This is a genomic window from Janthinobacterium sp. PSPC3-1, assembly GCF_049896105.1.
Classification (GTDB): Bacteria; Pseudomonadota; Gammaproteobacteria; order Burkholderiales; family Burkholderiaceae_D; genus Janthinobacterium.
Genome location: NZ_JAFCTQ010000006.1, coordinates 39,814 through 62,447, shown reverse-complemented (window position 1 = coordinate 62,447; position 22,634 = coordinate 39,814). Strand labels below are relative to the sequence as shown.

21 protein-coding genes are annotated in these 22,634 nt (G+C 65.0%); 11 read left to right on the top strand and 10 right to left on the bottom strand.

Annotated features, from left to right (window positions below; translation table 11 throughout):
• Positions 1 to 33: 33 nt before the first annotated feature.
• The 4 genes from ACP7B7_RS08885 to ACP7B7_RS08870 all read right to left on the bottom strand — a co-directional run bounded on the left by ACP7B7_RS08885 (position 34) and on the right by ACP7B7_RS08870 (position 3,640).
• On the bottom strand, positions 34 to 240 hold the full coding sequence (locus ACP7B7_RS08885) for a hypothetical protein (protein ID WP_308922551.1): 207 nt from the start codon (positions 238 to 240) through the stop codon (positions 34 to 36).
• A gap of 3 nt (positions 241 to 243) precedes the next feature.
• Positions 244 to 933: a thiol:disulfide interchange protein DsbA/DsbL gene (locus ACP7B7_RS08880; protein ID WP_308922552.1), complete on the bottom strand. Its 690-nt coding sequence runs from the start codon at positions 931 to 933 to the stop codon at positions 244 to 246.
• 147 nt (positions 934 to 1,080) lie between these two features.
• Entirely contained in the window at positions 1,081 to 2,655 is a 1,575-nt protein-coding gene (locus ACP7B7_RS08875; RefSeq protein WP_426076434.1) for a hypothetical protein, read from the bottom strand.
• Positions 2,656 to 2,749: 94 nt separating this feature from the next.
• Entirely contained in the window at positions 2,750 to 3,640 is an 891-nt protein-coding gene (locus ACP7B7_RS08870; RefSeq protein WP_426076433.1) for a LysR family transcriptional regulator, read from the bottom strand.
• Between the two features lie 113 nt (positions 3,641 to 3,753).
• Between ACP7B7_RS08870 and ACP7B7_RS08865 the strand changes: the two genes are divergently transcribed.
• The gene (locus tag ACP7B7_RS08865; protein WP_426076432.1) at positions 3,754 to 4,569 is read left to right on the top strand and encodes a DODA-type extradiol aromatic ring-opening family dioxygenase; all 816 of its coding nucleotides are present in this window, start codon (positions 3,754 to 3,756) and stop codon (positions 4,567 to 4,569) included.
• A gap of 8 nt (positions 4,570 to 4,577) precedes the next feature.
• On the opposite strand, the gene ACP7B7_RS08860 is transcribed toward ACP7B7_RS08865, so the two are convergent.
• Positions 4,578 to 5,546 (bottom strand): IS1595 family transposase, encoded by a 969-nt coding sequence (locus ACP7B7_RS08860; RefSeq protein WP_426076431.1) that lies wholly within the window; start codon positions 5,544 to 5,546, stop codon positions 4,578 to 4,580.
• A gap of 136 nt (positions 5,547 to 5,682) precedes the next feature.
• Entirely contained in the window at positions 5,683 to 6,630 is a 948-nt protein-coding gene (gene ylqF / locus ACP7B7_RS08855; RefSeq protein ID WP_426076430.1) for a ribosome biogenesis GTPase YlqF, read from the bottom strand.
• A gap of 189 nt (positions 6,631 to 6,819) precedes the next feature.
• On the opposite strand from ylqF, the gene ACP7B7_RS08850 reads away from it, so the two are divergent.
• Both ACP7B7_RS08850 and ACP7B7_RS08845 read left to right on the top strand, forming a co-directional pair.
• Positions 6,820 to 7,584 (top strand): hypothetical protein, encoded by a 765-nt coding sequence (locus ACP7B7_RS08850; RefSeq protein ID WP_426076429.1) that lies wholly within the window; start codon positions 6,820 to 6,822, stop codon positions 7,582 to 7,584.
• 119 nt (positions 7,585 to 7,703) lie between these two features.
• A complete protein-coding gene (locus tag ACP7B7_RS08845) occupies positions 7,704 to 7,994 on the top strand; it encodes a hypothetical protein (protein ID WP_308922558.1) in 291 nt (96 codons plus the stop codon).
• Here the strand turns inward: ACP7B7_RS08845 and ACP7B7_RS08840 are convergent.
• Positions 7,991 to 8,917 (bottom strand): histone deacetylase family protein, encoded by a 927-nt coding sequence (locus ACP7B7_RS08840; RefSeq protein ID WP_426076428.1) that lies wholly within the window; start codon positions 8,915 to 8,917, stop codon positions 7,991 to 7,993. The genes ACP7B7_RS08845 and ACP7B7_RS08840 overlap by 4 nt on opposite strands.
• A gap of 185 nt (positions 8,918 to 9,102) precedes the next feature.
• Here ACP7B7_RS08840 and ACP7B7_RS08835 point away from each other — a divergent pair, with 185 nt between their 5' ends.
• The 5 genes from ACP7B7_RS08835 (at position 9,103) to ACP7B7_RS08815 (ending at position 14,863) form a co-directional block, all read left to right on the top strand.
• Positions 9,103 to 10,011, top strand: a complete 909-nt coding sequence (locus tag ACP7B7_RS08835) for an AAA family ATPase (RefSeq protein WP_426076427.1) — start codon at positions 9,103 to 9,105, stop codon at positions 10,009 to 10,011.
• Positions 10,012 to 10,014: 3 nt separating this feature from the next.
• A complete protein-coding gene (locus ACP7B7_RS08830; protein WP_426076426.1) occupies positions 10,015 to 10,950 on the top strand; it encodes a DUF58 domain-containing protein in 936 nt (311 codons plus the stop codon).
• Positions 10,947 to 12,923, top strand: a complete 1,977-nt coding sequence (locus tag ACP7B7_RS08825) for a transglutaminase TgpA family protein (RefSeq protein ID WP_426076425.1) — start codon at positions 10,947 to 10,949, stop codon at positions 12,921 to 12,923. The genes ACP7B7_RS08830 and ACP7B7_RS08825 overlap by 4 nt, the downstream gene beginning before the upstream one ends.
• Positions 12,920 to 14,092, top strand: a complete 1,173-nt coding sequence (mltB, locus tag ACP7B7_RS08820; RefSeq protein ID WP_426076424.1) for a lytic murein transglycosylase B — start codon at positions 12,920 to 12,922, stop codon at positions 14,090 to 14,092. Before ACP7B7_RS08825 ends, mltB begins: the two co-directional genes overlap by 4 nt.
• 438 nt (positions 14,093 to 14,530) lie before the next feature.
• Positions 14,531 to 14,863, top strand: a complete 333-nt coding sequence (locus tag ACP7B7_RS08815) for a hypothetical protein (protein WP_034751784.1) — start codon at positions 14,531 to 14,533, stop codon at positions 14,861 to 14,863.
• A gap of 96 nt (positions 14,864 to 14,959) precedes the next feature.
• Here ACP7B7_RS08815 and cysM read toward each other — a convergent pair whose 3' ends face one another.
• A complete protein-coding gene (gene cysM / locus ACP7B7_RS08810; RefSeq protein ID WP_426076423.1) occupies positions 14,960 to 15,862 on the bottom strand; it encodes a cysteine synthase CysM in 903 nt (300 codons plus the stop codon).
• A 255-nt stretch (positions 15,863 to 16,117) separates the two neighbouring features.
• Between cysM and ACP7B7_RS08805 the strand changes: the two genes are divergently transcribed.
• Positions 16,118 to 17,881, top strand: a complete 1,764-nt coding sequence (locus tag ACP7B7_RS08805; RefSeq protein ID WP_308922565.1) for an FAD-dependent oxidoreductase — start codon at positions 16,118 to 16,120, stop codon at positions 17,879 to 17,881.
• Here ACP7B7_RS08805 and ACP7B7_RS08800 read toward each other — a convergent pair whose 3' ends face one another.
• Entirely contained in the window at positions 17,882 to 19,264 is a 1,383-nt protein-coding gene (locus ACP7B7_RS08800; RefSeq protein WP_426076422.1) for a M20/M25/M40 family metallo-hydrolase, read from the bottom strand.
• Between the two features lie 291 nt (positions 19,265 to 19,555).
• On the opposite strand from ACP7B7_RS08800, the gene ACP7B7_RS08795 reads away from it, so the two are divergent.
• Positions 19,556 to 20,317 carry a PEP-CTERM sorting domain-containing protein gene (locus ACP7B7_RS08795; RefSeq protein WP_308922566.1) on the top strand — a complete coding sequence of 254 codons (762 nt, stop codon included), beginning with the start codon at positions 19,556 to 19,558 and terminating at the stop codon, positions 20,315 to 20,317.
• Between the two features lie 79 nt (positions 20,318 to 20,396).
• The gene (locus ACP7B7_RS08790) at positions 20,397 to 21,254 is read left to right on the top strand and encodes a sterol desaturase family protein (RefSeq protein ID WP_308922567.1); all 858 of its coding nucleotides are present in this window, start codon (positions 20,397 to 20,399) and stop codon (positions 21,252 to 21,254) included.
• Here the strand turns inward: ACP7B7_RS08790 and ACP7B7_RS08785 are convergent.
• Complete coding sequence (locus ACP7B7_RS08785) at positions 21,172 to 22,566, bottom strand: MFS transporter (protein WP_308922568.1); 1,395 nt, start codon at positions 22,564 to 22,566, stop codon at positions 21,172 to 21,174. The genes ACP7B7_RS08790 and ACP7B7_RS08785 overlap by 83 nt on opposite strands.
• Positions 22,567 to 22,634: the final 68 nt, after the last annotated feature.

The following is a 22,634-nucleotide window of genomic DNA, read 5'->3' as shown; positions in this document are numbered from 1 at the left end:
ACTGGGCGGGCTGGTGGGGTACTGCTGCGGCGATCAAGGCCGCACGTGTGTCATCGCATACGCCAGGTGCTGCCACCAGTGCGCGCGCGACTGCGCGGCCGCCAGGCACCGCGCGTCGGCTTCGGCGCAGGCCTTGCTGGCCAGCGCGTTGCGCTGGTTTTCCACATTGACGACGGCCAGCGCCAGCCAGGCGACGAGCGCCAGGGCGACTGCGCACAAGGTCCAGGGCAGCTGTTTCATGGCTTATTTCTTCGCCGGCGCGGGTGCGCCACCGCGCTCTTTCAGGGTGCGCGCCACCAGTTCATCCATCACGCGCAAGGTCGCTTCCTGGGTCTGGCGCTCGGACTGGCCCGGACGCGACAGCTGTGCCGGCGAGGTCACGAAACGGCCATCGATGACGATGGTCGGCGCGCTGTCGATCTTGCTGGCGGTGATCAGCTGCTCGTTGCGTTTGAGCTTGGTCTGGACGCCGAAAGAGTTGAACATTTCCAGGTATTTCGCCTTGTCGATGCCGTTCTTGACCAGCAGGTCAAGGATGGCGCCGTCGGTCATCAGGCGGTTGCGCTCGACGTGGATGGCGCGGAAGATCTTGTCGTGGTACTGCTCCAGCACGCCCATGGTTTCCAGGGTGGCGTAGGCATGCGCCTGCGGATCTTTCGGGCCCGAGAAAGCCAGATGGACGCGGCGGAAGGCGATCTTGTCGCCCTGTTTCTTGACCCAGTCATGCATCAGCGGATCGAGCACATTGCAGTGCGGGCACGAGTACATGAAGAACTCGACCACTTCCACTTTCTTGCCGGTGTCGCTGCGCTGCGGCGTGGCCAGCGTGGTAAAGCCCGTATCGGCGGCGATTGCGCCACCGCTGGCGGCGAGGAGAAAAGTAGCGGCAAGCACGGGGCTCAACAGGGAACGCAGGAAGCGCGGGAAACGCATGGTCATATCCTTCATCATAGTAATCGTGAACAGTGCGAGGTTACCATTTTTTGCGCGCTTGCATCGAGGGCCGATGTCAAAAAAGGCCGGCGGCGGCCCGTGCACCATGCCGCTTAAGCCCTGTTTAAGTACCGGGGCGGCCCGGACTCAGAACTGGTAGCGCGCCGACAGGCGCAACTGGCGCGTATCGTTCTGGTAAATGCTCGAGCGGCAGGCCCGCGCATCGCCATAATGGCGGCGGTCGGTCAGGTTGCTGGCCGCCAGTTCCAGCTGCCAGGCGCCGGCCTTGTAGGCATAGTGGCCGTCAACCGTGGCAAACGCCGGCACCTGCGCCAGGCAGCTGTTGTCGAAGTCATTGCCATAGCGCAGGGCGCGCAGCCACTGCACGCCCAGGTCGGCACTGCTGCGGCCGGGCGGCGTCCAGTACAGACGGGCCGTGGCCAGCGTCTTGGGCACCAGCGCGATATCGGCGCCGTCGTACGGATAGTCGTCATAGCGGGCATGCGCCTGCTGCAGCTGGCCCTCGATGCGCCAGGCCGGCGACAGCGCCATGCTGGCCTCGATCGCCACGCCGTCGCGCCGGGCCGGCTCCAGGTTGCCCGCAAAACCCTGCTGGTTCAGTTCCACCAGGCTCTGGTCGAACACGATCCTGGTCACCAGGCGCTCGCTGAACAGGCGCAGCGATGCGCTGCGGTCCTTGCCGCTCCAGTTCAATCCCACTTCGCGCTGGTAGCGCAGCTGGCCCGCCAGCGGCCGGTAGCCGGCGCTGGTATAGCCATCGTCATCGATACGGTAGCTGCGCGCCGTCTTGGCATACACGCTGGTGTCGGGACGCAGCAGAAAGCTGCCCTGCAGGTCCCAGGCGCGCTGGTTTTCCCAGTCGCTGCCGCCGGCCGGCAAGTCCGACGGGTCGAGATGAAACTGTTCACGGCGCAGGCCGAGCAGCAGGCGCGGCGCATGCACGCCGCCAAACGCCAGTTCTTCGCGCAGCAGCAGCGCGCGCGCATGCTGGCGGCGCGTCAGGTCGCTGGCGCTGTCTTCGGTCGAGCGCGCCGTGCGGCGCTCCCATTGCATCAGGTCGACGCCGATTTCGGTATCGGTGCCGACCGTGCCCAGCTTGCCATAGTGGCGCAGGCGCGGCGCCAGTTGCAGCTGGCGGCTGCGGTACGACGACACATCGCTGCCGGTGTCGCCGGCATAGGTGGCCTGCGCGCGCTTTTCGCGCAGGGTCGCTTCCACGCCGAGCTCCATGTTGCCGACATAGCGCTGCACGAAAGCGCTGGCGCGTGCCACGTCGTAGCGGTAGCGGTCGTCCGGCCAGGCGGCCAGCGGCCAGGCAAGCGCCTTCAGCGCGGTGAATGGCGCGGGGTAGCGGGTTTCCTGCTCGACCTTGTCGGCACTGAAGCCGAACCGGCCCTGGCGCGATTTCCATTCCGCGCCGAGGCTGGCGCTACGCTCAAGAAACACGCTGCCATCGCGGTAATTGCCATTGCGCACCAGGTCCAGCGCGGCATCGAGCGACCAGCCCTGCTGGTCGCGCGCCACGCTGGCATGCCCGCTGCGCTGGCCATGCTCGCCCACTTCGGCCGACAATTCGCCCGAGGTGACAGGAGCGGCAGGCGCGCCATCGCGCTGTGCCTGCTGTGCCAGCACCGGCATGGCCAGGCCACACAACAGCACGGTGCGGACGGCAATCATCAGGGTGGACAGGGCAGGCATCATGGCGGCGGGCTGGATAGTATGCGGCGCCGAACGATACGGCAAAGGCGCCTTATTATACTCAGGGCTTGCAACATGACAACCTACGCAATCGTCGTTAGCCACCCAGCCGGCCTTCTTCGGCCAGGAAATCGATAAAGGTACGCACTTTCGACGACAGGTAGCGGCGGCTGGTGTAGACGGCGTGGACCTTGCCGCCGACCAGGGTGTAGTCGCCGAACAGGCGCACCAGGCGGCCGGCCGCCAGGTCGGCATCGGCCTGCCACGAGGGCAGCAGCGCAATGCCCATGGCGTCCAGCGCGGCCGCATGCAGCAGGCTTTCATTATTCGATTGCAGGACCGGCTGGAATTTGACCTTGAGGGTGCCCTGCGGCCCGTCGAAAGGCAGTTCATTTCCTGTCGCCATCAAGGAATAACTGATCATGGCGTGCGCGGCCAGCTCCTGCGGCACGCGCGGCGTGCCAAAACGGGCCAGGTAGGCCGGCGCGGCCACCAGGTAAAACATCACCTTGCCGACCGGCCGCGCGATCAGGGCCGGCGACGGCGCCTGGCTGACGCGCAGTGCCAGGTCGAAACCTTCTTCCACCAGGTTCACCACCCTGCCGCTGAGGTCGATATCGAAGCTCACTTCCGGAAAGCGCTCGCGGTAGGCGGCCAGGGTACGTGTAAAAATGGGGTTGGCGAACCAGACCGGCGCGCTCAGGCGCAGCATGCCGCGCGGCACCACCGTCGTGCGGCCGACGGTCGCTTCGACTTCATCGAGATTGTCCAGCATCTCGCGGCACTGCTCGAAATACACCTTGCCGATTTCCGTCAGGCTCAGGTGGCGGCTGCTGCGGTTGAGCAAGCGGGCATCGAGATGGCGCTCCAGGTGCATCACGTGCTTGCTGACCATGGCCGGCGACAGCCCCAGGCGCTCGCTGGCGCGCACGAAACTGTCCAGCTCCACCACGGCGCGAAACACGCGCATGCTGCGCAAGGTATCCATCGGATTCCATCATCAACAAAACGGCAATGATATATCAATATTTGGCGTCTTGATCAACTTGTGGCGCATGACTATAGTAGGAGCATTCCCAGCCATCCACCATCGGAGCCGCCATGTCCAGCCCTGCCTTCCCTACCTATTTCCTGTCGCACGGCGGCGGCCCGTGGCCGTTCATGAAAGACCAGTTCGGCGGCCGCTACGATGTGCTCGAAGCCTCGCTGCAGGATATTCCGCGCCAGATCGGCGCGCGCCCCAAAGCCGTGCTGGTGGTGACGGCCCACTGGGAAGGGCCGCAATTCCTGGTCTCGGCCAGCCCGCAGCCCGGCATGATCTACGATTACTCGGGTTTTCCGCCGCACACCTATCAGATCCGGTATCCGGCGCCCGGCGCGCCCGAGCTGGCGGCACACGTGAAAACCCTGCTCGACGCGGCCGGCCACCCTGCCCGCCTCGACCATGAACGGGGTTTTGACCACGGCACTTTCAGCGCCCTGTTCCCGATCTACCCGCAGGCCGACATGCCGCTGGTGCAACTGTCGCTGAAGCACGGCTACGATGCGCTGACCCACGTCGAGGTGGGCCGCGCCTTGGCCAGCCTGCGCCGGCAGGGCGTGCTGATACTGGGCAGTGGTCTGTCCTACCATAACCTGCGCCAGTTCGGCCAGCCCGGCGCCGTCGCCTCGCACCAGTTCGACGCCTGGCTGCGCCACGCCATGGCCCTGCCGCCGGCCGAGCGCCTGGCGCAGCTGCTGGCCTGGGACCAGGCACCGGGCGCACGCCAGGCCCATCCGCGCGAAGACCATCTGCTGCCCCTGATGGTGGCGCTGGGCGCGGCCGAGCAGGAGGCGGCGCAGGTGGTGTACCACGAGGATGATTTTTTTGGCGCGCTGGCGGTGAGCAGTTTCAGGTTTGGCGCCGCCGCCGCATAAAAAAAGGGCTATGTCACCATTAAATGTGGGAATGTCCCCAAAGTGGCCCTGAGCAAGCTTTCGGGGGACAAAATTCTCCTGGCGTCCAGTATCCAGCGCCAGCCCAGGTAGTTGGGCAGATAGCGCGTCGCGACCCCATGAAAGGGGCGCAGCCAGCCACGCAGCCGGCTGTGATACGCGTTGACATTCTGCACGTGCACCGTGCCGCGCACACGGATGCCGGCCCGCAAGTTGACGGCTTCATGCTGGATGCCGATCTCCCTGGCAAACACGGGATAGGCCGGATGGCCATCGCTGACCAACAAAATGTCGCGGTCGATCACCGGCGGCAGGCAGGCGTGCAGCCTGGCCTTGGTCAGCTGGCCCAGGCCCGTAACAAAATCGACGGTTTGCCCGGTGCGGTCACGCGCCACCAGGATGCACACTTGCTCATCCGAAATGCCGCGCTTGCGGGCAGCCCCACCTCGCTTGCGTGCCGGTCGCGTCAGATGCCGTGAACCCTTCTGCGACTCCAGCACATATATTTCGTCGGCCTCGGTAATGCCGTGCAGGCAGCGTGGCCGGTCGGTCCTGGCGAGCGCGAGAAAACGATGGCGCCAGCGAAAGCTGGTGTTGCGATGAATAGTCACTTGCGCGGCGGCCTTGCGCACCGAAAACGAATTCAGCAAACAATCCGCATAGGACAGCCATCGCTCCTTGTGGTGCAAATGTGCCAGCGGCGTGCCCGTCAAGGCGTTGAACGTTTTGCCACAAGGAACACAGCGATAGCGTTGCAGGCCGTGGGCCTGGCCGTGGCGGTGGAAATGGGTCGATCGGCAGGCGGGGCAATGCAGTTGCGCTTGTGCTGTCTGCTCAATCAGGGCAACAGCCGGATCCTGCGACGCGCCGCTGCGCAACAAGCTGCTGCTGGCAATACGCTGGCGATGCGATAGTTGTGAAAATTGTTGGGTGAAGATCTGCCACTGGGCTGTGTCCACGATCGGCTCCGGGAAGGAAATACCTGATCAGTTAGACCTCGGCAACGGCTTGGCGTTCCCACTGCTTTCGATGACATAGCCAAAAAAAGCGCCGCGACATGCAATGTTCGCGGCGCTTTTTTACTTCAACGGCAGATTACGTTCCGCGCTTGCCGCGCGCCGCATTTTTCGCCTTTTCAGCCGCGATCGCCGCCGCAACCGCGGCTTTTTCCGCCATCTCGGCCGCATGCTGTGCCAGCAGCGCCGCGCGCGTGTCCGGTGTTTCCAGCGAGATGCGTCCCAGGATGCCGCTGCGGTAGTCCAGCAGCAAGGTGTGCGAGGCTTTCTCGAAATCGTAGTCGCCACCCTTGATGCGGAAGCCGCGCTTGGCGGCAATGCCTTCGACCACGGCGATGGCGTCCACTTCGCCGATCTTGGTGCCGTAGCGGGTCGCCAGCAGGTCAGGATAGCGCTTGAGCAATTCCTCGGCCAGGAACACGGCCACTTCTTCCTCGATCAGCGCATTCGAGCCGATCGCATGGCTGGCCGCCAGCATCAGGCCGTCGCTGGGGATGGCGATCTTCGGCCACAGCATGCCCGGTGTGTCGACCAGGATGGTGTTCTTGTCGAGGTACAGCTTTTGCTGCATTTTCGTCACGGCCGGCTCGTCGCCCACTTTCGCCACGCGCTTTTTCAGCAGCGCATTCATCAGGGTCGACTTGCCCACGTTGGGGATGCCCATGATCATGATGCGCAGCGGCTTCGTCGGTACGCCACGGTGCGGCGCCAGCGACTTGGCCAATTCAGGGATGCGCGCCACGTCGCCCGGTTTCTTGGTCGTCATCGCATACGCGGTCACGCCTTCCTGGGCATTGAAGTACGCCACCCAGGCGGCGGTCGCGGCCGGGTCGGCCAGGTCGGTCTTGTTGAGGATCTTCAGGCAGGGGCGCTGGCGGAACAGGCGCAGCTCGTCCACCATGGGATTGCAGCTGGCTGCCGGCAGGCGCGCGTCGACCACTTCAATCACCAGGTCGGTGTTTTCCATGGTCTCGGCCGCTTTCTTGCGGGCCGCGTTCATATGTCCTGGGTACCATTGTATCGCCATGCTCTTGCCTTCAAAATCGTTCAGTCAATCCGCTATTTTACGTGGTTGACGGCGCAGCGTCCTGTTTACCGGCGCCGACGCACGCCGTTCGTCGCTGAACGAGACAATTGGTGATAATTCCATGCTAACCATGATGCTAACATCCGCGCTCCTGCGCCTGCGCCCACCGTCCCCGACCCCGACCGCCCCATGCCATTTGCCCGCCTGTCCCTGCTTGCCCTGCTGGCCTGCTGCCTGTCACCCGCCCAGGCGCAAGACGCCGGCGCGCCGCTGGACAGCCACGCCGAACAGATCGTCGACGTGCGCGGCACGGCGGACCCCGACCTGCAGCCGTATCGCACCATGCTCAAGGGACTCGACGCGTATGCCGATCATCAACGCCTGGCGCCCACCGCGCCGCTGCGCTTCAAGCTGCTGGCCGCCACGCCCGCCGTCTCGATGACGGGCGCCACCCTGCGCCTGGAAGCGGACAATCTGTCGATCGCGATTCCGCTGGCCAACGACGGCACGTTCGCCCTGGCGCGTGACAAGACGGCGTTTGACGCGAACGCCGACCTGGTCAGCAACAGGAAGCGCAGCTCGGTGCGCTGGCGCCCCAGCATCGTCACGCCGGGCCTGCCGGCCAATGTGCGCCGCCTGGGCGACTTGCGCCTGGAATGCGAGGTGCGCTGGGCGGTGGAGCAGGACGCCCTGCCGTTCATGCGCCGCAACCTGTTCAAGCTGGCCGGCGGCCCCTGCCATTCGGCCATGATCAGCGTGCCGTATCCGGCCGGCCGCACCCTGGCCGGGGTACTGCTGCGCTCGGGCGAACGCAGCGTGCGCCTGCCCTTGAGCGACGACCGCAACCGCTACACGCCGCCGCTGCACGACAGCAGCTGGAATGACGATACCTTGCTGACCTTCAGCTACGCCGACGAAGAACATGCCGCCACGCCAGCGCTTAAAACCATGTAAATATTGCCGAAAGGATTTTAATATTTACTTTTAGCAATAAAAATGTGTTTTAATATCGCCTCTTGAATGAAAGGTAATTGTTTCAATTTAACAATAGTATATTGAAGCAAGCGAAGGGTATGAGCATCATGATGAGGGAAGACACGGGCCGGCAATCGCCATTGCATGTCGCCGCGCTGGAAGAGCGTTTGAAACGCCAGAGCGCCGATACGGCCGGCCTGCAGGCGCTGTACGACCAGCTGGTCAATGAAATCAAGCACCACCGCGACATGCTGCACCTGGACAGCTTCGACGCCGACAAGTCGGCCGCCGTCTACTCGCAGGCCTGGCGCGCCTTCATGGCCGGCGACGCCTGCGATTTCCAGACCCACCGCCACCTGAATACCAGCACCCGCCTGTCCATCTTTTAAAGCTCCGCCAGCGCCTTGACATGGGCCGCCACGCTGCGCCCCAGCGACGACAGGTTGTAGCCGCCCTCCAGGCAACTGACGATGCGCCCTTCGCCATACTGCTTGGCCACCGCCATCATCTGCTGCGTCAGCCAGCTGTAATCCGCCTCGACCAGGCCCATGCCGCCCACGTCGTCTTCGCGGTGGGCGTCGAAACCGGCGGAAATGAACACCATCTGCGGCCGCTGGCGGTGCAGCGCCGGCAGCCAGTGGTCCAGCACCAGCTGGCGCACCACGTCGCCTTTCGAGCGGGCCGGCACCGGCACGTTGACCCGCGTGTCGGTGTAGGACTCGACATCGCTGTAGGGATAAAACGGGTGCTGGAAAAAACTGACCATCAGGATGCGCGGATCGTGCGCCACCGATTCGGCCGTGCCATTGCCATGGTGCACGTCGAAGTCGACGATGGCGACCCGCTCCAGCCCGCGCACGTCGAGCGCATGCTTGGCGGCGATGGCGATATTGTTGAACAGGCAGAAACCCATCGGTTCGCTGGGCCGCGCATGGTGGCCGGGCGGACGGATGGCGCAGAACGCATTGGCGATCTCGCCATCGATCACGGCGTCGGTGGCGGAAATGGCGGAACCGGCCGCCGCCAGCGCCGCCTGGTAGCTGTGCGCGTTGAGCAGGGTATCGCCGTCGAGCGGATAGTAGTCGCCCGCTGGCGGCACATTGTCGCGCACCAGGCCGATGGCCGTCGCGCTGTGGTTGCGTTCGATATCGGACAGCTGCGCGCAGGCGCCCGTGCGGTGTTCGACCAGGTCGCTGATATGGGCCAGGATCAGCTGGTCGCTGATGGCCTGCAAACGGGCCGGTGATTCGGGATGCCAGTCGCCCATTTCATGGCGCTGGCAATCGGGATGGGTATAAATAGCTGTGCTCATTCTTTGTACTTGTTCGCTTTGTCTCTGTCCACGCAGGTAAAATCACAGGCTGGCCCGCGCCGTCATGGTCTCCATCGCATAATCTACCACGGACACGCTGCCCGCGGGCGCGGTGGCAGGCGCAGGATTTGACCGGCGCTAGCGATTGCACATTAAATAATTGCCAGTACGACGACAAGGGTTCCATGTTTTCAACATTACACCAGGCCGCGCGCCAGGTCGGCGAGGTGATCGTCGGCAAGGATGTGCAGATACGCCAGGCCCTGGCCTGCCTGCTGGCCGGCGGCCATCTGCTGATCGAGGATGTGCCCGGCGTGGGCAAGACCACGCTGGCCCAGGCGCTGGCCATGTCGCTGGGGCTGCAATGGAAGCGCCAGCAATTTACCAGCGACCTGCTGCCGGCCGACGTGGCCGGCATGTCGGTCTACGACCGCGCCAGCGCCAGCTTCGTGTTCCACCCCGGCCCGCTGTTTACGCAAGTGCTGCTGGCCGACGAGATCAACCGCGCCACGCCAAAGACGCAGTCGGGCCTGCTCGAAGCGATGGAGGAGCGGCAGGTCAGCCTGGACGGCGTCACCCATGCGCTGCCGCAACCGTTCTTCGTGATCGCCACGCAGAACTGCCAGCACCAGGCCGGCACCTTTCCGCTGCCCGAATCGCAGCTGGACCGTTTTCTGATGTGCATCACCCTCGGCTACCCGGACCCGGCCGCCGAGCGGGCGCTGCTGCTGGGACTGGACCGGCGCGCCATGCTGCAAACACTGGCGCCCGTGCTGCAGGCGGGGCAATTGCTGGCAATGCAGGCGGCGCTGCGGCAACTTCACGTCGCCGGCGTGCTGGCCGACTATGTGCTGGCGCTGGTGCACGCCACCCGCGGCGGCGAGCTGTTTGCCGAAGGCCTGAGCCCGCGCGCCGCGCTGGCCCTGCTGCAGGCAGCGCGCGCCTGGGCCGCGCTGGCCGGACGCGACCACGTCACGCCCGACGATGTGCAGGCCGTGTTGCTGCCGGTCTGCGCGCACCGGCTGCGTCCACGGCAAGGCGGCCAGAGCAGCGCTGCGCTGCTGCGGCAATTGCTGCTGGCCACGCCTGCCTGAGCCATGCGGCGCGCCTCCCTGCTGCCCGCGCGCCCCTGGCTGGGCGCGCACCGCGTGCATATCCGGCCCTCGCGCGCCGGCCTGGCGTTCGCCTTGCTGCTGCTGGCGCTGTGGATCGCAGCCGTCAATTACCAGCTGGCCCTGGGCCATGCGCTGACCTGGTTCGCCGTCGCCTGCGCCATCACCGACATGCTGTTTGCCAGCCGCAACCTGGCCGGACTGGCGCTGTCGGCCACGCCGGGCACCATGGTGGCCGCCGGCGGCAAGGCCCGCTTCGAGCTGCGCCTGATCAACCGCAGCGCCCGCCCGCGCCATGCGATCGCCGTGCTGGCGGCCCTGCCGCAGGCGGCGCCGGAACTGGTCGACGTGGACGCTGGCGGCGCCGCCAGCGTCAACGTGCTGGTACCTGCCCGTGAACGGGGCTGGCTGGCGGCGCCCGCCGTGCGGCTGTCGAGCAACTTCCCGCTGGGCCTGTTCCACGCCTGGTGCCACTGGCAGCCGGAAGCGCGGGTGCTGGTCTATCCCTGCCCGGAAGAAGCGGCGCCGCCGCTGCCCATGATCATGACTGCGTCCCACCTGCAACAACCGGAACTGGCGGGCGTCGCCGCCTACCAGAGCGGCGACCCGCTGCGGCGCCTGGCCTGGCGCCATATCGCCCGCCACGACGATGACCATTTATACAGCAAGCAATTCCAGGATATCGGTGGCGGCCAGTACCAGGACGACTTGCTGCTCGACTACGCCGCCCTGCCGCCGCAACTGGGCGTGGAAGCGCGGCTGTCGCGCCTGTGCGCCTGGGTTCTGGCGGCCGAGCGCTTGCATCTGCCATATGGCTTGCGCCTGGAGCAGATGCTGATCGCGCCAGGCCAGGGCCGGTTGCACCTGGACGCCTGCCTGCGCGCGCTGGCGCTGCATGGCTTGCCGCAGGCAGCACCATGATGGGCTGGCTGCGTGAGATGCCGCGCGAGCGGGCCGATATCTTGCTGTTGCTCCTGGCGGTGGCCATGGTGCTGGCGCCGCACGCCGGGCATTTTCCGCCATGGCTGTCGGTGGCCGCCGCCGTGCCGCTGCTGTGGCGCGCCGCACTCACCGTGCGCGGTGGGCGCCAGCCGCCGCTGGGCTGGCTGATGCTGCTGGCCATGCTGGGCATCAGCGGCGTGCATATCAGCTTCGGCACCTTGCTCGGGCGCGATCCCGGCGTGGCCATGCTGGCCCTGCTGCTGTCGCTGAAATCGCTGGAAATGCATGGCCGGCGCGATGTCTTCGTGCTGGTCTTCATCTGCTTTTTTTTGCTGATGGCCAATTTCTTCCATGCCCAGGGCCTGCTCAGCGCGGCCTGGATGCTGGCCACCGTGATCGTGCTGCTGGCGGCCCTGCTGTCGTTTCACTATGGCCCCGCACAGCCGCGCTGGCCGGCGCGCTGGCGCCTGCTGGGCCGCATGCTGGCGCTGGCCCTGCCGCTGTCGGCGCTGCTGTTTTTCATGATGCCGCGCCTGGCCGACCCGCTGTGGGGTGGGGCCGGCATGGGCGCGCACGGCACGACGGGATTGTCCGACAGCATGCAACCGGGCGCGATCGCGCAACTGGCCCTGTCCGACGATCCCGTCTTCACCGCGCATTTCACGACTGCGCTGCCGCCGCAAACCGCGCTGTACTGGCGCGGCGTGGTGCTGGGCAACTACGACGGCGCCAGCTGGACCCGCAGCGCCGCGCCCGAGACGCAGGGCAAGATCGATATCGCGCTGGCCGGCGAACGCCTCGACTACCAGGTCGATCTGCTGCCCAGCGGCCAGCGGCGCATCTTTGCGCTGGACTTGCCGCGCAGCATAGAGCGCCTGCCCGGCAACCCCTATGTGGTGTCGCCGGCGCTGGAAGTGCTGACCGTCCAGCCCATCGCCACCGCCGTGCGCTACCGCGCCAGTTCACAAATCCGCTACCGGCTGCAGGCCCAGCTGACGCCGCAACAAAAGCAGCCATGGCTGGCGCTGCCGCCCGGCGCCAATCCGCGCAGCCTGGCCTGGGCGCGGCAAATGCGCGCCGGCCAGCCCACGCAGCAGGCGGCGATCGCCGCCGTGCTGGCCCATTTCAGCGCGGCGCCGTTCCGCTACACCTTGCAGCCACCGCTGCTGGGCAAGGACGGCGTCGACGACTTCCTGTTCCGCACCCGGGCCGGCTTTTGCGAACACTATGCGGGCAGCTTTGTCGTGCTGATGCGCGCCATGGCCATCCCCGCGCGCGTGGTGACCGGCTACCAGGGCGGCTTGCGCGACGACGCGGCAGGATCGGTCACGGTGCGCCAGTCCGACGCCCATGCCTGGAGCGAAGTCTGGCTGCCCGATCAGGGCTGGATACGCATCGACCCGACCAGCCAGGTGGCGCCGATGCGCACCGAGCGCAACCTGGACGCGGCATTGCCGCCCGTGCCGGCGCGGGCCGGTAGCTGGCAGGCGCTGGACACCTTGGGCCATGCCTGGCAGCGGGCCGAACAGGGCTGGCAACGCTGGGTGCTCGATTACACGCCCGAGCGCCAGCGCGCCATGGTCGACGCCGTGCTGGCGCTGCCGGCCAGGCAGGTCGCGATCGCTTGCGCCCTGCTGGCCGCGCTGGCGGCGCTGGCCGGCGCCCTGCTCTGGTGGCGCCAGCGCCCGGCCCGGCATCCGGGCGCCGCGCTCGACCAGTTATATGCGCGTTTTTGCCGCCAGCAGGCGCGTCGCGGACACAGCCGTGCGCCGCACGAAGGGCCGCACGGTTATGCTGCACGGCTGGCGGCCAGCCCGGCGTCGCCGCGCGCGCACGACGCGATGGCGCGCTTTCTGGCTATCTATGCCGCGATGAAGTATGGTAATGCCAACCCAGACGAACACACCCGTGCGCGGCGCACCTTGCGCCGCCTGTTAACACTATGCCGATGAGACGCTTCTTGCCTACCACTACCTCGACCACCTCCGCTTTCTTGATGTCCCTGCTGCTGGCCGGCTCCTCCATGACGCATGCTGCGGAAAACAGCCAGATTTCCGCCGCCGACCGTGCCCGGGCGATCAAGGCCGCGAAACAGGGCACCAGACAGGACGCCAACAAGCCCGCCGCCAAAAAGGCGCCCGCCAAGTTTGACTTCGAAGGCGAATTCGTCAACTACGCCAGCTGGACCGAGGTGCGCGCCTTTCTCGACGAAATGGCCGCCAAGCACGGTTTTGACCGCGCTGAACTCGATGTGCTGATCGGCAAGGTGCGCTACGTGGACACCACGGTGCAGCTGATGAAACCCGCGCCACCGGGCAAGCCGAAGAACTGGCAGGCCTACAGCGCGCGCTTTATCGAACCGGTGCGCATCAATGCTGGCGTGAAGTTCTGGAACGAGAACGCCGAGGCGCTGGCGCGCGCCGAACGCGACTATGGCGTGCCGGCCAATATCATCGTCGGCATTATCGGCGTGGAAACCGTGTATGGCCGCAATACGGGGCGCTTCCGCGTGCTCGACGCGCTGACCACGCTGGCGTTTTCCTATCCCGAAAGCCCGAACCACACGGCCCGCATGGCCTTCTTCAAGGGCGAACTGGAAAACGCGCTGCTGTTCGCGCGCAAGGACGGCATCGATCCGCTGACACTGCTGGGATCGTATGCGGGCGCCATCGGCCTGCCCCAGTTCATGCCCAGCAGCATCATGAAATATGCAGTGGACTTCGATGGTGATAGTCACATCGACCTGCGCAACTCGACGGCCGACGCGATCGGCAGCGTGGCCCATTTCCTGGTCGAACATGGCTGGAAACGCGACGATCCGGCCACCAGCGTGTATCCCGTGACGGTGTCGCCGAACCGCGCCTGGGAAAGATTCCTCGGCCAGGGACTGGAAGCAAAATTCCCTCTGGCAGAGCTGCAGCAGGCCGGCGTGAGCAGCGTGGCGGCACCGCCACAGAATATGTTGTACGGTTTGATCGACTTGCAAAATGGCTCAGAAGCAACAGAGTACAGCTTGGCAAGCAATAACTTCTTTGCTATAACTCAGTACAACAGAAGTTACTTCTATGCTATGTCTGTCGTCGATCTGGGCAAGGCTGTCAGCGAAGCGCGCGCTCGCTAACCAGAAGTCGGTGTAAAGTTATAATGTTACTTGTAAGAAAGCGTAAGCGCGATTGTAGCGGCTCAGGAACATGTTTATGGTGCACTGATCAGCATCGCGCTCGCTGAACTCGCGAGCGATCCGACAGCATCAAAATTGGAAATGGTTTTTCACTTAACTTTTGTCAAAGTACAATTTTTGGTCTATCATGTAAATGGTAAAGAATACATGGCTGTTGCAGCAAGACAACAAAAATCAGGGGTGTCACACGATTGTCACACTTTCTAACCTGAAACTAAATCCTGCTGTACAATTGTGTATATATTATGAAAAACTGTATCCCGGATCGTACCATGTGTGAATTCGTTCCTTTTAGTAAAGAATGAACATGAACGCAGCAAGAGCGAGCTCCGAGTGTTTTTACTTTGCAGTGCAACTACAGAAGGAACAAACAACATCATGACAAATCAAGTCGGCATTGATATGAACAGCGATTCGGACTCCGACGATCTGTTGCAATACAACCCCAACAGATTACTCGACACCCTGATCGAAAACCTGCGCCTGAAAAATGACGCAGCCCTGTCGCGCGCACTCGAAGTGGCGCCGCCAGTCATCAGCAAAATCCGCCACCACCGCCTGCCGGTCGGCGCTTCGCTGTTGATCCGCATGCACGAAGTCAGCGATCTGAGCATTCGTGACCTGCGTTACCTGATGGGTGACCGTCGCAACAAATTCCGCATCAGCGACAAGCAATTCAAGCCAAAAGAAGGCGAAACGCCACAAGGCTGATCCTGCCGCTTACGCAGGTTTTCCCTCCCCGCCATGGGGAGGGGGTAGTTACCGTCTTTCCCAGGCCGTTCTGGCCACCCTCAGTTCCATCTTGATTTACGCAGGAAAAACCCCGGTAGAAAGATAGCGGTCGCCGCGGTCGCAGACCACGAACACGATGGTCGCATTCTCGACGGTTTGCGAAATGCGCAGCGCGATTTCGCAGGCGCCGGCCGCTGAAATACCGCAGAACAAGCCCTCTTCCGCCGCCAGGCTGCGCGCCATGCTTTCGGCCACGCCCTGGCTCACGTATTCGATCTGGTCGACGCGCGTCTTGTCGTAGATTTTCGGCAAATACGCTTCCGGCCATTTGCGGATGCCGGGAATTTGCGAACCCTCTTCCGGCTGCGCGCCGATGACCTGGATCGCCGGATTCTGTTCCTTCAGATACCGCGAGACGCCCATGATGGTGCCGGTAGTGCCCATGGCGCTGACAAAATGCGTGACCCGCCCTTCGGTGTCGCGCCAGATTTCCGGCCCCGTGCTTTCATAGTGGGCGCGCGAATTGTCTTCATTGCCGAACTGGTCGAGGATGATGCCGCGGCCGTCCTTCTGCATCTGCTCGGCCAGGTCGCGCGCATATTCCATGCCGCCGGTCTTGGGCGTGAGCAAGATATCGGCGCCATACGCGGCCATGCTCTGGCGCCGCTCGACGCTCAGATTGTCGGGCATCAGCAGCAGCATCTTGTAGCCGCGCAGGGCGGCGGCCATGGCCAGCGCGATGCCGGTATTGCCGCTGGTCGCTTCGATCAGGGTGTCGCCCGGCTTGATCTGGCCGCGCTCTTCGGCACGCTTGAGCATGGACATGGCGGCGCGGTCCTTGACGGAGCCGGCCGGATTATTGCCTTCCAGCTTGCCGAGAATGACGTTGTTGCGCGCAAGCGCATCCGCGCCCGGCAAACGTGTCAGCCGTACCAGCGGAGTATTGCCTATCGTATCTTCAAGTGTCTTGTAAGCCATCGTGTCGCTTCGCGTAAATTCAACAAAGACCCATTCTAATATGAGAAGCAGGGCCGCGTGTCGCCGATGGCGGCGGCTGACCAGCAGCGCAGCGCCATCCACGCTCGCCGCGCCAGGCCGCATGAATGCTTGCTCACAGCGATTTTTCGCTGCCGCACAGCAGGCTTTTGGCACGCGGCGCGGGCTTGCGCTAGACTGGCCGGCATCAGTTATTTTTCTTATTTGCTTATTCACTTGCCACCAGACGGATCAGCCATGCACAGCAGCGCACCCGAATTCATTCCCGAAGCCACGCCGGACGATCCGCTCCAGGCCAATACCCTCGACCTGCGCGGCCGCAGCCACCAGATTTCGCCGGTCTTCAACGACGCCGAACTCGAACGCCTGCAGCGCTACGGCAAGGTCAGGCATTTTGCCGATGGCGACACCTTGTTTCAGGCGGGCAACAGCAGCTTCGGCATGCTGGTCATTTTGTCGGGCCGGGTCGCCGTCACGCGCCATGAGGTCATGGGCCAGGATACGCTGCTGCGCGAGGTGGGCCGGGGCCACTTCATCGCCGAAGTGGCGCAGCTGTCGGGCCGGCCCACCTTGGTCAACGGCGCGGCCGTGGGCGCGGTGGAATTGCTGGAGGTCAGTTCGGAATCCTTGCGCGCCCTGCTGGTGGCGGAAGCGGAAATGGGCGAGCGCATCGTGCGCGCGCTGATCTTGCGCCGCGTGGGACTGATCGAGTCCAACTCGGGCGGGCCGGTGCTGGTGGGGCCGCGCGGCAATGCGAATATGTTCCAGCTGCAAAGCTTCTTGACCAGCAACGGCCATCCGCACACCGTGCTCGATCCGGCCAGCGACCCGGCCGCGGCCGCGCTGCGCACGCGCTACCAGCCGACGGCGCAGGAATGGCCGCTGGTGGTCTGCCCGGACGGCAAGATCATGAAGAATCCGGACAACGCCGACCTGGGCCGCTGCCTGGGCATGCTGCCCGACCTGTCCGGCGACAAGATTGTCGACGTGCTGGTGGTGGGCGCGGGCCCGGCCGGCCTGGCCACCGCCGTGTATGCGGCTTCGGAAGGCTTGTCGGTGCTGGCGCTCGAGCAGCGCGCCTATGGCGGCCAGGCCGGCGCCAGCGCCCGCATCGAAAACTACCTCGGTTTTCCAACCGGCATCTCCGGCCGCGCGCTGGCCGGGCGCGCCTATGTGCAGGCACAGAAATTCGGCGTCGAAGTGGCCACTCCCGCCAATGCCGCCAGGCTCGAATGCGACGGCTGGCCGCTGCGCCTGACCTTGTCCGATGGCGTCACCGTGCGCGCCCGCACCGTGGTGCTGTCGTGCGGCGCACGCTACCGCCGGCCCTCGCTGGCGAACCTGAAAACGTATGAAGGGCGCGGCATCTATTACTGGGCCTCGCCGATCGAAGCCAAGCTGTGCCGCCAGGAAGAGATCATCCTGGTGGGCGGCGGCAATTCGGCCGGCCAGGCGGCCGTGTTCCTGTCCGGCCATGCCGCCAAAGTCCATATGGTGATCCGTGGCGCCGGGCTGGCCGCCAGCATGTCGACTTACCTGATCGAGCGCATCGCCGCCACGCCGAATATCACCTTGCACACGCACACGGAAATCATCGCGCTCGAAGGCGACGACGATGGCTTGAGCGAGGTGCGCTGGCGCAACAATCAAACGGGCGAAGAAGCCGATTGCGCCGTGCGCCGCGTGTTCCTGTTCGTCGGCGCCGACCCGAATACCGACTGGCTGCACGGCTGCGCCGTGGCGGTCGACGCCCAGGGGTTTATCCGCACCGGCTTCGACGTTACACGCGCCGAATGCAGCAAGCTCGGCGACAAGCCCATCTCGCCGGCCGAGCTGCCGGACCGCGCCGCGCTGGAAACCAGCGTGCCGGGCGTGTTCGCGATCGGCGACGTGCGCGCCGGCTCGACCAAGCGGGTGGCGGCCGCCGTCGGCGAAGGCGCGGCCGTGGTATCGCAGATCCACAGCTTCCTGGCCAGGCTGCCGGCCGACGCCGTCAAATGATCAGCGTAGCGGCGTCGGGTAGCTTGCCACGCTGACATTGCCGTCGCGGTCGATCGCCTGCACGCCAAAGAAGTAATTATCTTTCGACAGCGCCAGTCTCGCTTCCGTGACATTGCCGACGTCCTGCGCGCCCTGCCACTGGTCGGCCGTGGTGGCGCGCCAGACCACGCGGTAGCCGGCCAGGTCCGGTTCCGTGTTCGGCTGCCACACCAGCGTGGTGGCGTTTTCCAGCTTGGCCGTGCGCACCTGCACCCGGGCCGGCGCGGCTGGCGCCAATGCCAGCGAGGCCAGCGCGGCGGCGTTGACGCGCGTTACCTTGGCCACGTAATCGTAGTCGACGAATTGCGGCAGGTCGCCGTACTGCACCCCGTTTTCCACCCGCACATCCTGGTGCTGGTGCGCGAAATCCTCGTTCGGCTCGGTAAAGCGCAGCGCCGCATAGCCTTGCGCCAGGAACGGCATATGGTCGCCACCGCGCAGGTAGCGGTCGGCGCGCTGGATCACGTTGACCTTGAAACCCGGCACATAGCGTTCGCCCACCTGTTTTACATGGCGCGCCAGCTGGCGCGAGATGGAATCATTTTCGCCACCGGTGGCCACCAGGCCGCGCACGCCGTCGCTCATTTCCTTCACCGCCGGGATGCCCTCGGCAAACAGGCGCACCTGGCCGCCGTCGACCGTGCCGTCGTCGGCGCGCGAACTGCCGATGATGTCATTGTTGAGCATGCCGGCGATATTAAGCTGCTTCAATTTTGCCTGCTGCGCCCAGTGGCCGGAGCCCAGCAAGCCCTGCTCTTCGGCCGCCACCGTCATGAACACCAGCGTCGCGTCGAACTGCTGGCGCGCCATCACGCACGCCATTTCGATCACGGCGGCCGTGCCGGAAGCATCGTCGTTGGCGCCCGGCGCATTGCCGCTGGCGTCCATCACGTCGGTGGCGCGCGAATCATAGTGGCCGCTGACCACATAGATGCGCTGCGCCGACTGCGGGTCGCTGCCGGGCAGGGTCGCCACCACGTTGACGATTTCGGTCGGGCGCGAGATGCGTTTCGACACCGGCGTCACATGGCTGTCGAACGCCACCTGCAGCCGCCCGCCCGCCTGCGCGCCGCAACGCTCGAGTTCGGCCTTGATCCAGCGCCGCGCCGCGCCGATGCCCTGCGTGTCGGACACCGTATCGGACATGGTATGGCGCGTCTGGAAGCTGACCAGCTTGCGCACATGGGCTTCGATGCGCTGCGGCGAAATGCCGGCCACCAGTTGCACGATGGCCGGCTGCAGCCGGTCCTCGGCAACCTGTTGCACTGGCGCCGCCGATACGCCGGCGGCCGCCATCCAGCTTGACAGCAGGCCCGCCGTCACACCCGTCAACATCCTGATCATCTTGCCCGTCTCCGAAAAATAGTCGTGGCAGGCATTCTCGCATTCTTCACGGCCAGCGTGGCCGGCCTACACAAAACTTAACATGATCATTATTGCCATTAAAATAATTGTTGTTTTCAAGACATGGCATGCGCGTTTCTGGTCCAGGCTGCTATAATCTGGTCAACAAGACATAATAGTTGTCTTAGATATACAAGATTAGCAGGACCGGCCGCAAGGCCGCGACACCAACATTGGCCAAAAAGCTTGCCGACAGTCTGTACTCCCCCCTGTCTCTACTGGAGCTTTTTGATGCGCAATATTACTGTGATGCTGGCGCTGGCCGCCGCTACCCTGATCAGCACGACCGCCGCACAGGCACAAACCAACCTTGTCAAGAACGGCGATTTCGAGCTGACCAGCAATGGCACCTCGAAGCAGATCAACGAAGGCACGACCGCCCGCGCCGACCGCACCTACCTGACCGACTGGACCAGCAAGGGCTACAACTTCGTCCTGAACGGCAGCAATATCGACAGCACCACCGCGCAGACGGCGCTGGCCCTGTGGGGTCCGAATTCCTACGGTGGCCGCGACGCGACATCGCAGAACGGCCTGGGCGTGAGCCCGACCGGCGGCAATGTGCTGGCGGCCGACTGGGATTATTTTGCCGGTCCTGTCTCGCAGCAGATCAGCGGCCTGGTGGCCGGCCAGGCTTACACCCTGAGCTTTTCCTACGGTGCGGCGCAGCAAGTCGGCTACAGCGGCGCCAACGCGATCAACTACTGGGATGTGTCGCTGGGCGGCAGCACGCAGCAGACCGCTTCCCTGTCCAACGCCAGCCACGGTTTCACCGGCTGGCAGCAGGCCAGCATGACGTTTACCGTCACCAGCAGCAGCGAATTGCTGTCGTTTATGGCCAAGGGCGGCCCATCGGGCGCGCCGCCATTCATGCTGCTCGACGGCGTCGCGCTGGTCTCGGCCGTGCCGGAACCGTCGACCTGGGGCATGCTGCTGGGCGGCCTGGGCCTGCTGGCCTTCATGGCACGCCGCCGCAAGGCCGCCGCCGTCTAAGGGGCGCTGGCGCAGACTGATCCGGACCGGCCTTGCCCGTCCGGATTTTTTGCTTTGATTCCACTTTTCACATCTCGCCATGAGCTCGCTGCAAGCCATCCTCTCCCATTTGCCCGGCCTGGCCGTCGACGTGCTGCGCCTGGGCATCTGGCTGCTCGCCTTGACCATGCTGTTCGTGCCGCTGGAACGTTTTTTTGGCCAGCGCCACGCCGGCCGCAGCAAGCGGGAACTGGCCGGCGACCTGGGCTTTTATTTTCTCAGCAGCCTGCTGCCGGCCCTGCTGCTGGCGGCCCCGCTGGCGCTGGTCGCGGTAGCCGGACAGCGGCTGCTGCCCGATGCCGTGCCCGCCGCGCTGGGCGCGCTGCCGCTATGGGCCAAGGTGGCGCTGGGCTTGCTGATCGGCGAAGTCGGTACTTACTGGGGGCACAGGCTCAGCCATGAAATACCATGGTTGTGGCGTTTTCATGCCGTGCACCACAGCACCAGTCACATGTATTTCCTGGCCAATACCCGTACGCACCCGGTCGACATGGTGGTCACGCGTTTGTTCGGCATGACGCCCTTGTATCTGCTGGGCCTGGCAGGTCCAGGCGCCGCCGGCAGCGCCGCGCCCGTGGCGCTGCTGCTGGTGGGCACCGTGTGGGGCTTTTTTATCCACGCCAACCTGCGCTGGCGTTTCGGCCCGCTGGAATGGCTGGTCGCCACGCCCGCCTTCCACCACTGGCATCACAGCAAGTTCGACCATATCAACCGCAACTACGCCTCGACCCTGCCTTTCCTGGACCGCGTGTTCGGCACCCATTACCTGCCGCGCGCGTGGCCCGAGGCGGTCGGCATCGAGGCCGCCATGCCGGTCAGCCTGGGCGGGCAGTTGATGGCGCCGCTGCGCCGTGCCGCCGCCAGCCCGCCAGCAGCAGCGCCAGGGTCAGCAGACTAAGCCCGCACAACAGCCACAGCGCGGCACGGAAACCGGCCTGGAAGTGCGCCGCGCCGCCGGCCGCCTGGAAGACCATGCTGGCGATCGTCAGGCCCAGCGCCGCGCCAAGATTGTGCAAGGTCCACGAGGCGCCCATCGCCACGCTGGCCAGCGCAGGCGGCACGCACGCGAGCGCGGCCACGGTGGCCGGCCCCAGGATGCAGCCCCAGCCGATACCCATGACAGCCAGCGCCGCGATCACCCACGTCCAGCCGGAGTCGCTTGTAAAACTGGCCTGCATGGCGGCCGACAGCGCCAGGAAAGCAAAACCCGTCACCAGCAGCGGCGCCGTGCCATGGCGATCGGCGGCGCGCCCGGCCAGCGGCGACACGCAAGCCATCACGGCAGTCACCGGCAACAGCAGCCAGCCGATGGCGGCACTGCCCTGGCCGCGCACTTCGCTCAGGTACAAGGGCAGCAGGAAAAACGCGGCGCAATAGAAAAACGCCAGCGAAAAGTTGGCCAGCGCGGCCAGCAGGAAACGCCCGTTGACGAACAGGCCCGGCTGCAGCAGCGGTGATACCACCTTGCGCTCGACCAGCACGAATACCAGCAGCAATGCCAGGCCCGCGCCCGCCGTGCCCAGCGTCAAGCTCGACCACCAGCCCCAGGCGCCGCCTTGGGCGATCGCCAGCAGCAGGCAGGGCAAGGCCACGGCCAGCAGCACAAAGCCCGCCACGTCGAAACGTGCACGCACGCCGCGCGATGCGTCCACCCGGCCCAGGCACAGCAGGAAGGCCAGCGCGATCAGCGGCACGTTGAGCAGGAACACCGAGCGCCAGCCGAGGCTGGCCACCAGCAGGCCACCGGCGACGGGCCCGATCGCCAGCCCCAGCCCATTGGCCGCGAACAGCAGCCCCAGCGCCCTGCCCCGCTCGCTGTCGGGAAAGGCATGGGCGACGATGGCGGCCGAGGTCGTGTACAGCGCCGCGCAGGCCACGCCCTGCAGCAGCCGGCAGGCGATCAGCGCCGCCATCGACTGCGCCAGCCCAGCGCCCAGCGAGGCCGCGCCAAACACCAGCATGCCCGCGTACAGCAAACGGCGCCGGCCCAGCAGGTCGGCCAGGCGGCCGGCGGCCACCATGCAGGCCGACAGGGCCATCACGAAAATGGTGACGATCCATTGCGCCTGTTCCACATCGGCCTGCAGGCTGTGCTGGATCGCGGGCATGGCGGTATTGACGATGGTGAAATCGATACAGCCGAGAAAACTGGCAATGGCGATGCCCGCCAAGGCCAGCCAGCGGCGGCGATTGCTTGAAGTGTTGTTCATGGAGTTCCTTGCCTGGTTCGGCCCATGATTTTATTGGCGACGGCAAGGCGGCAGTCTGGCCACTCATT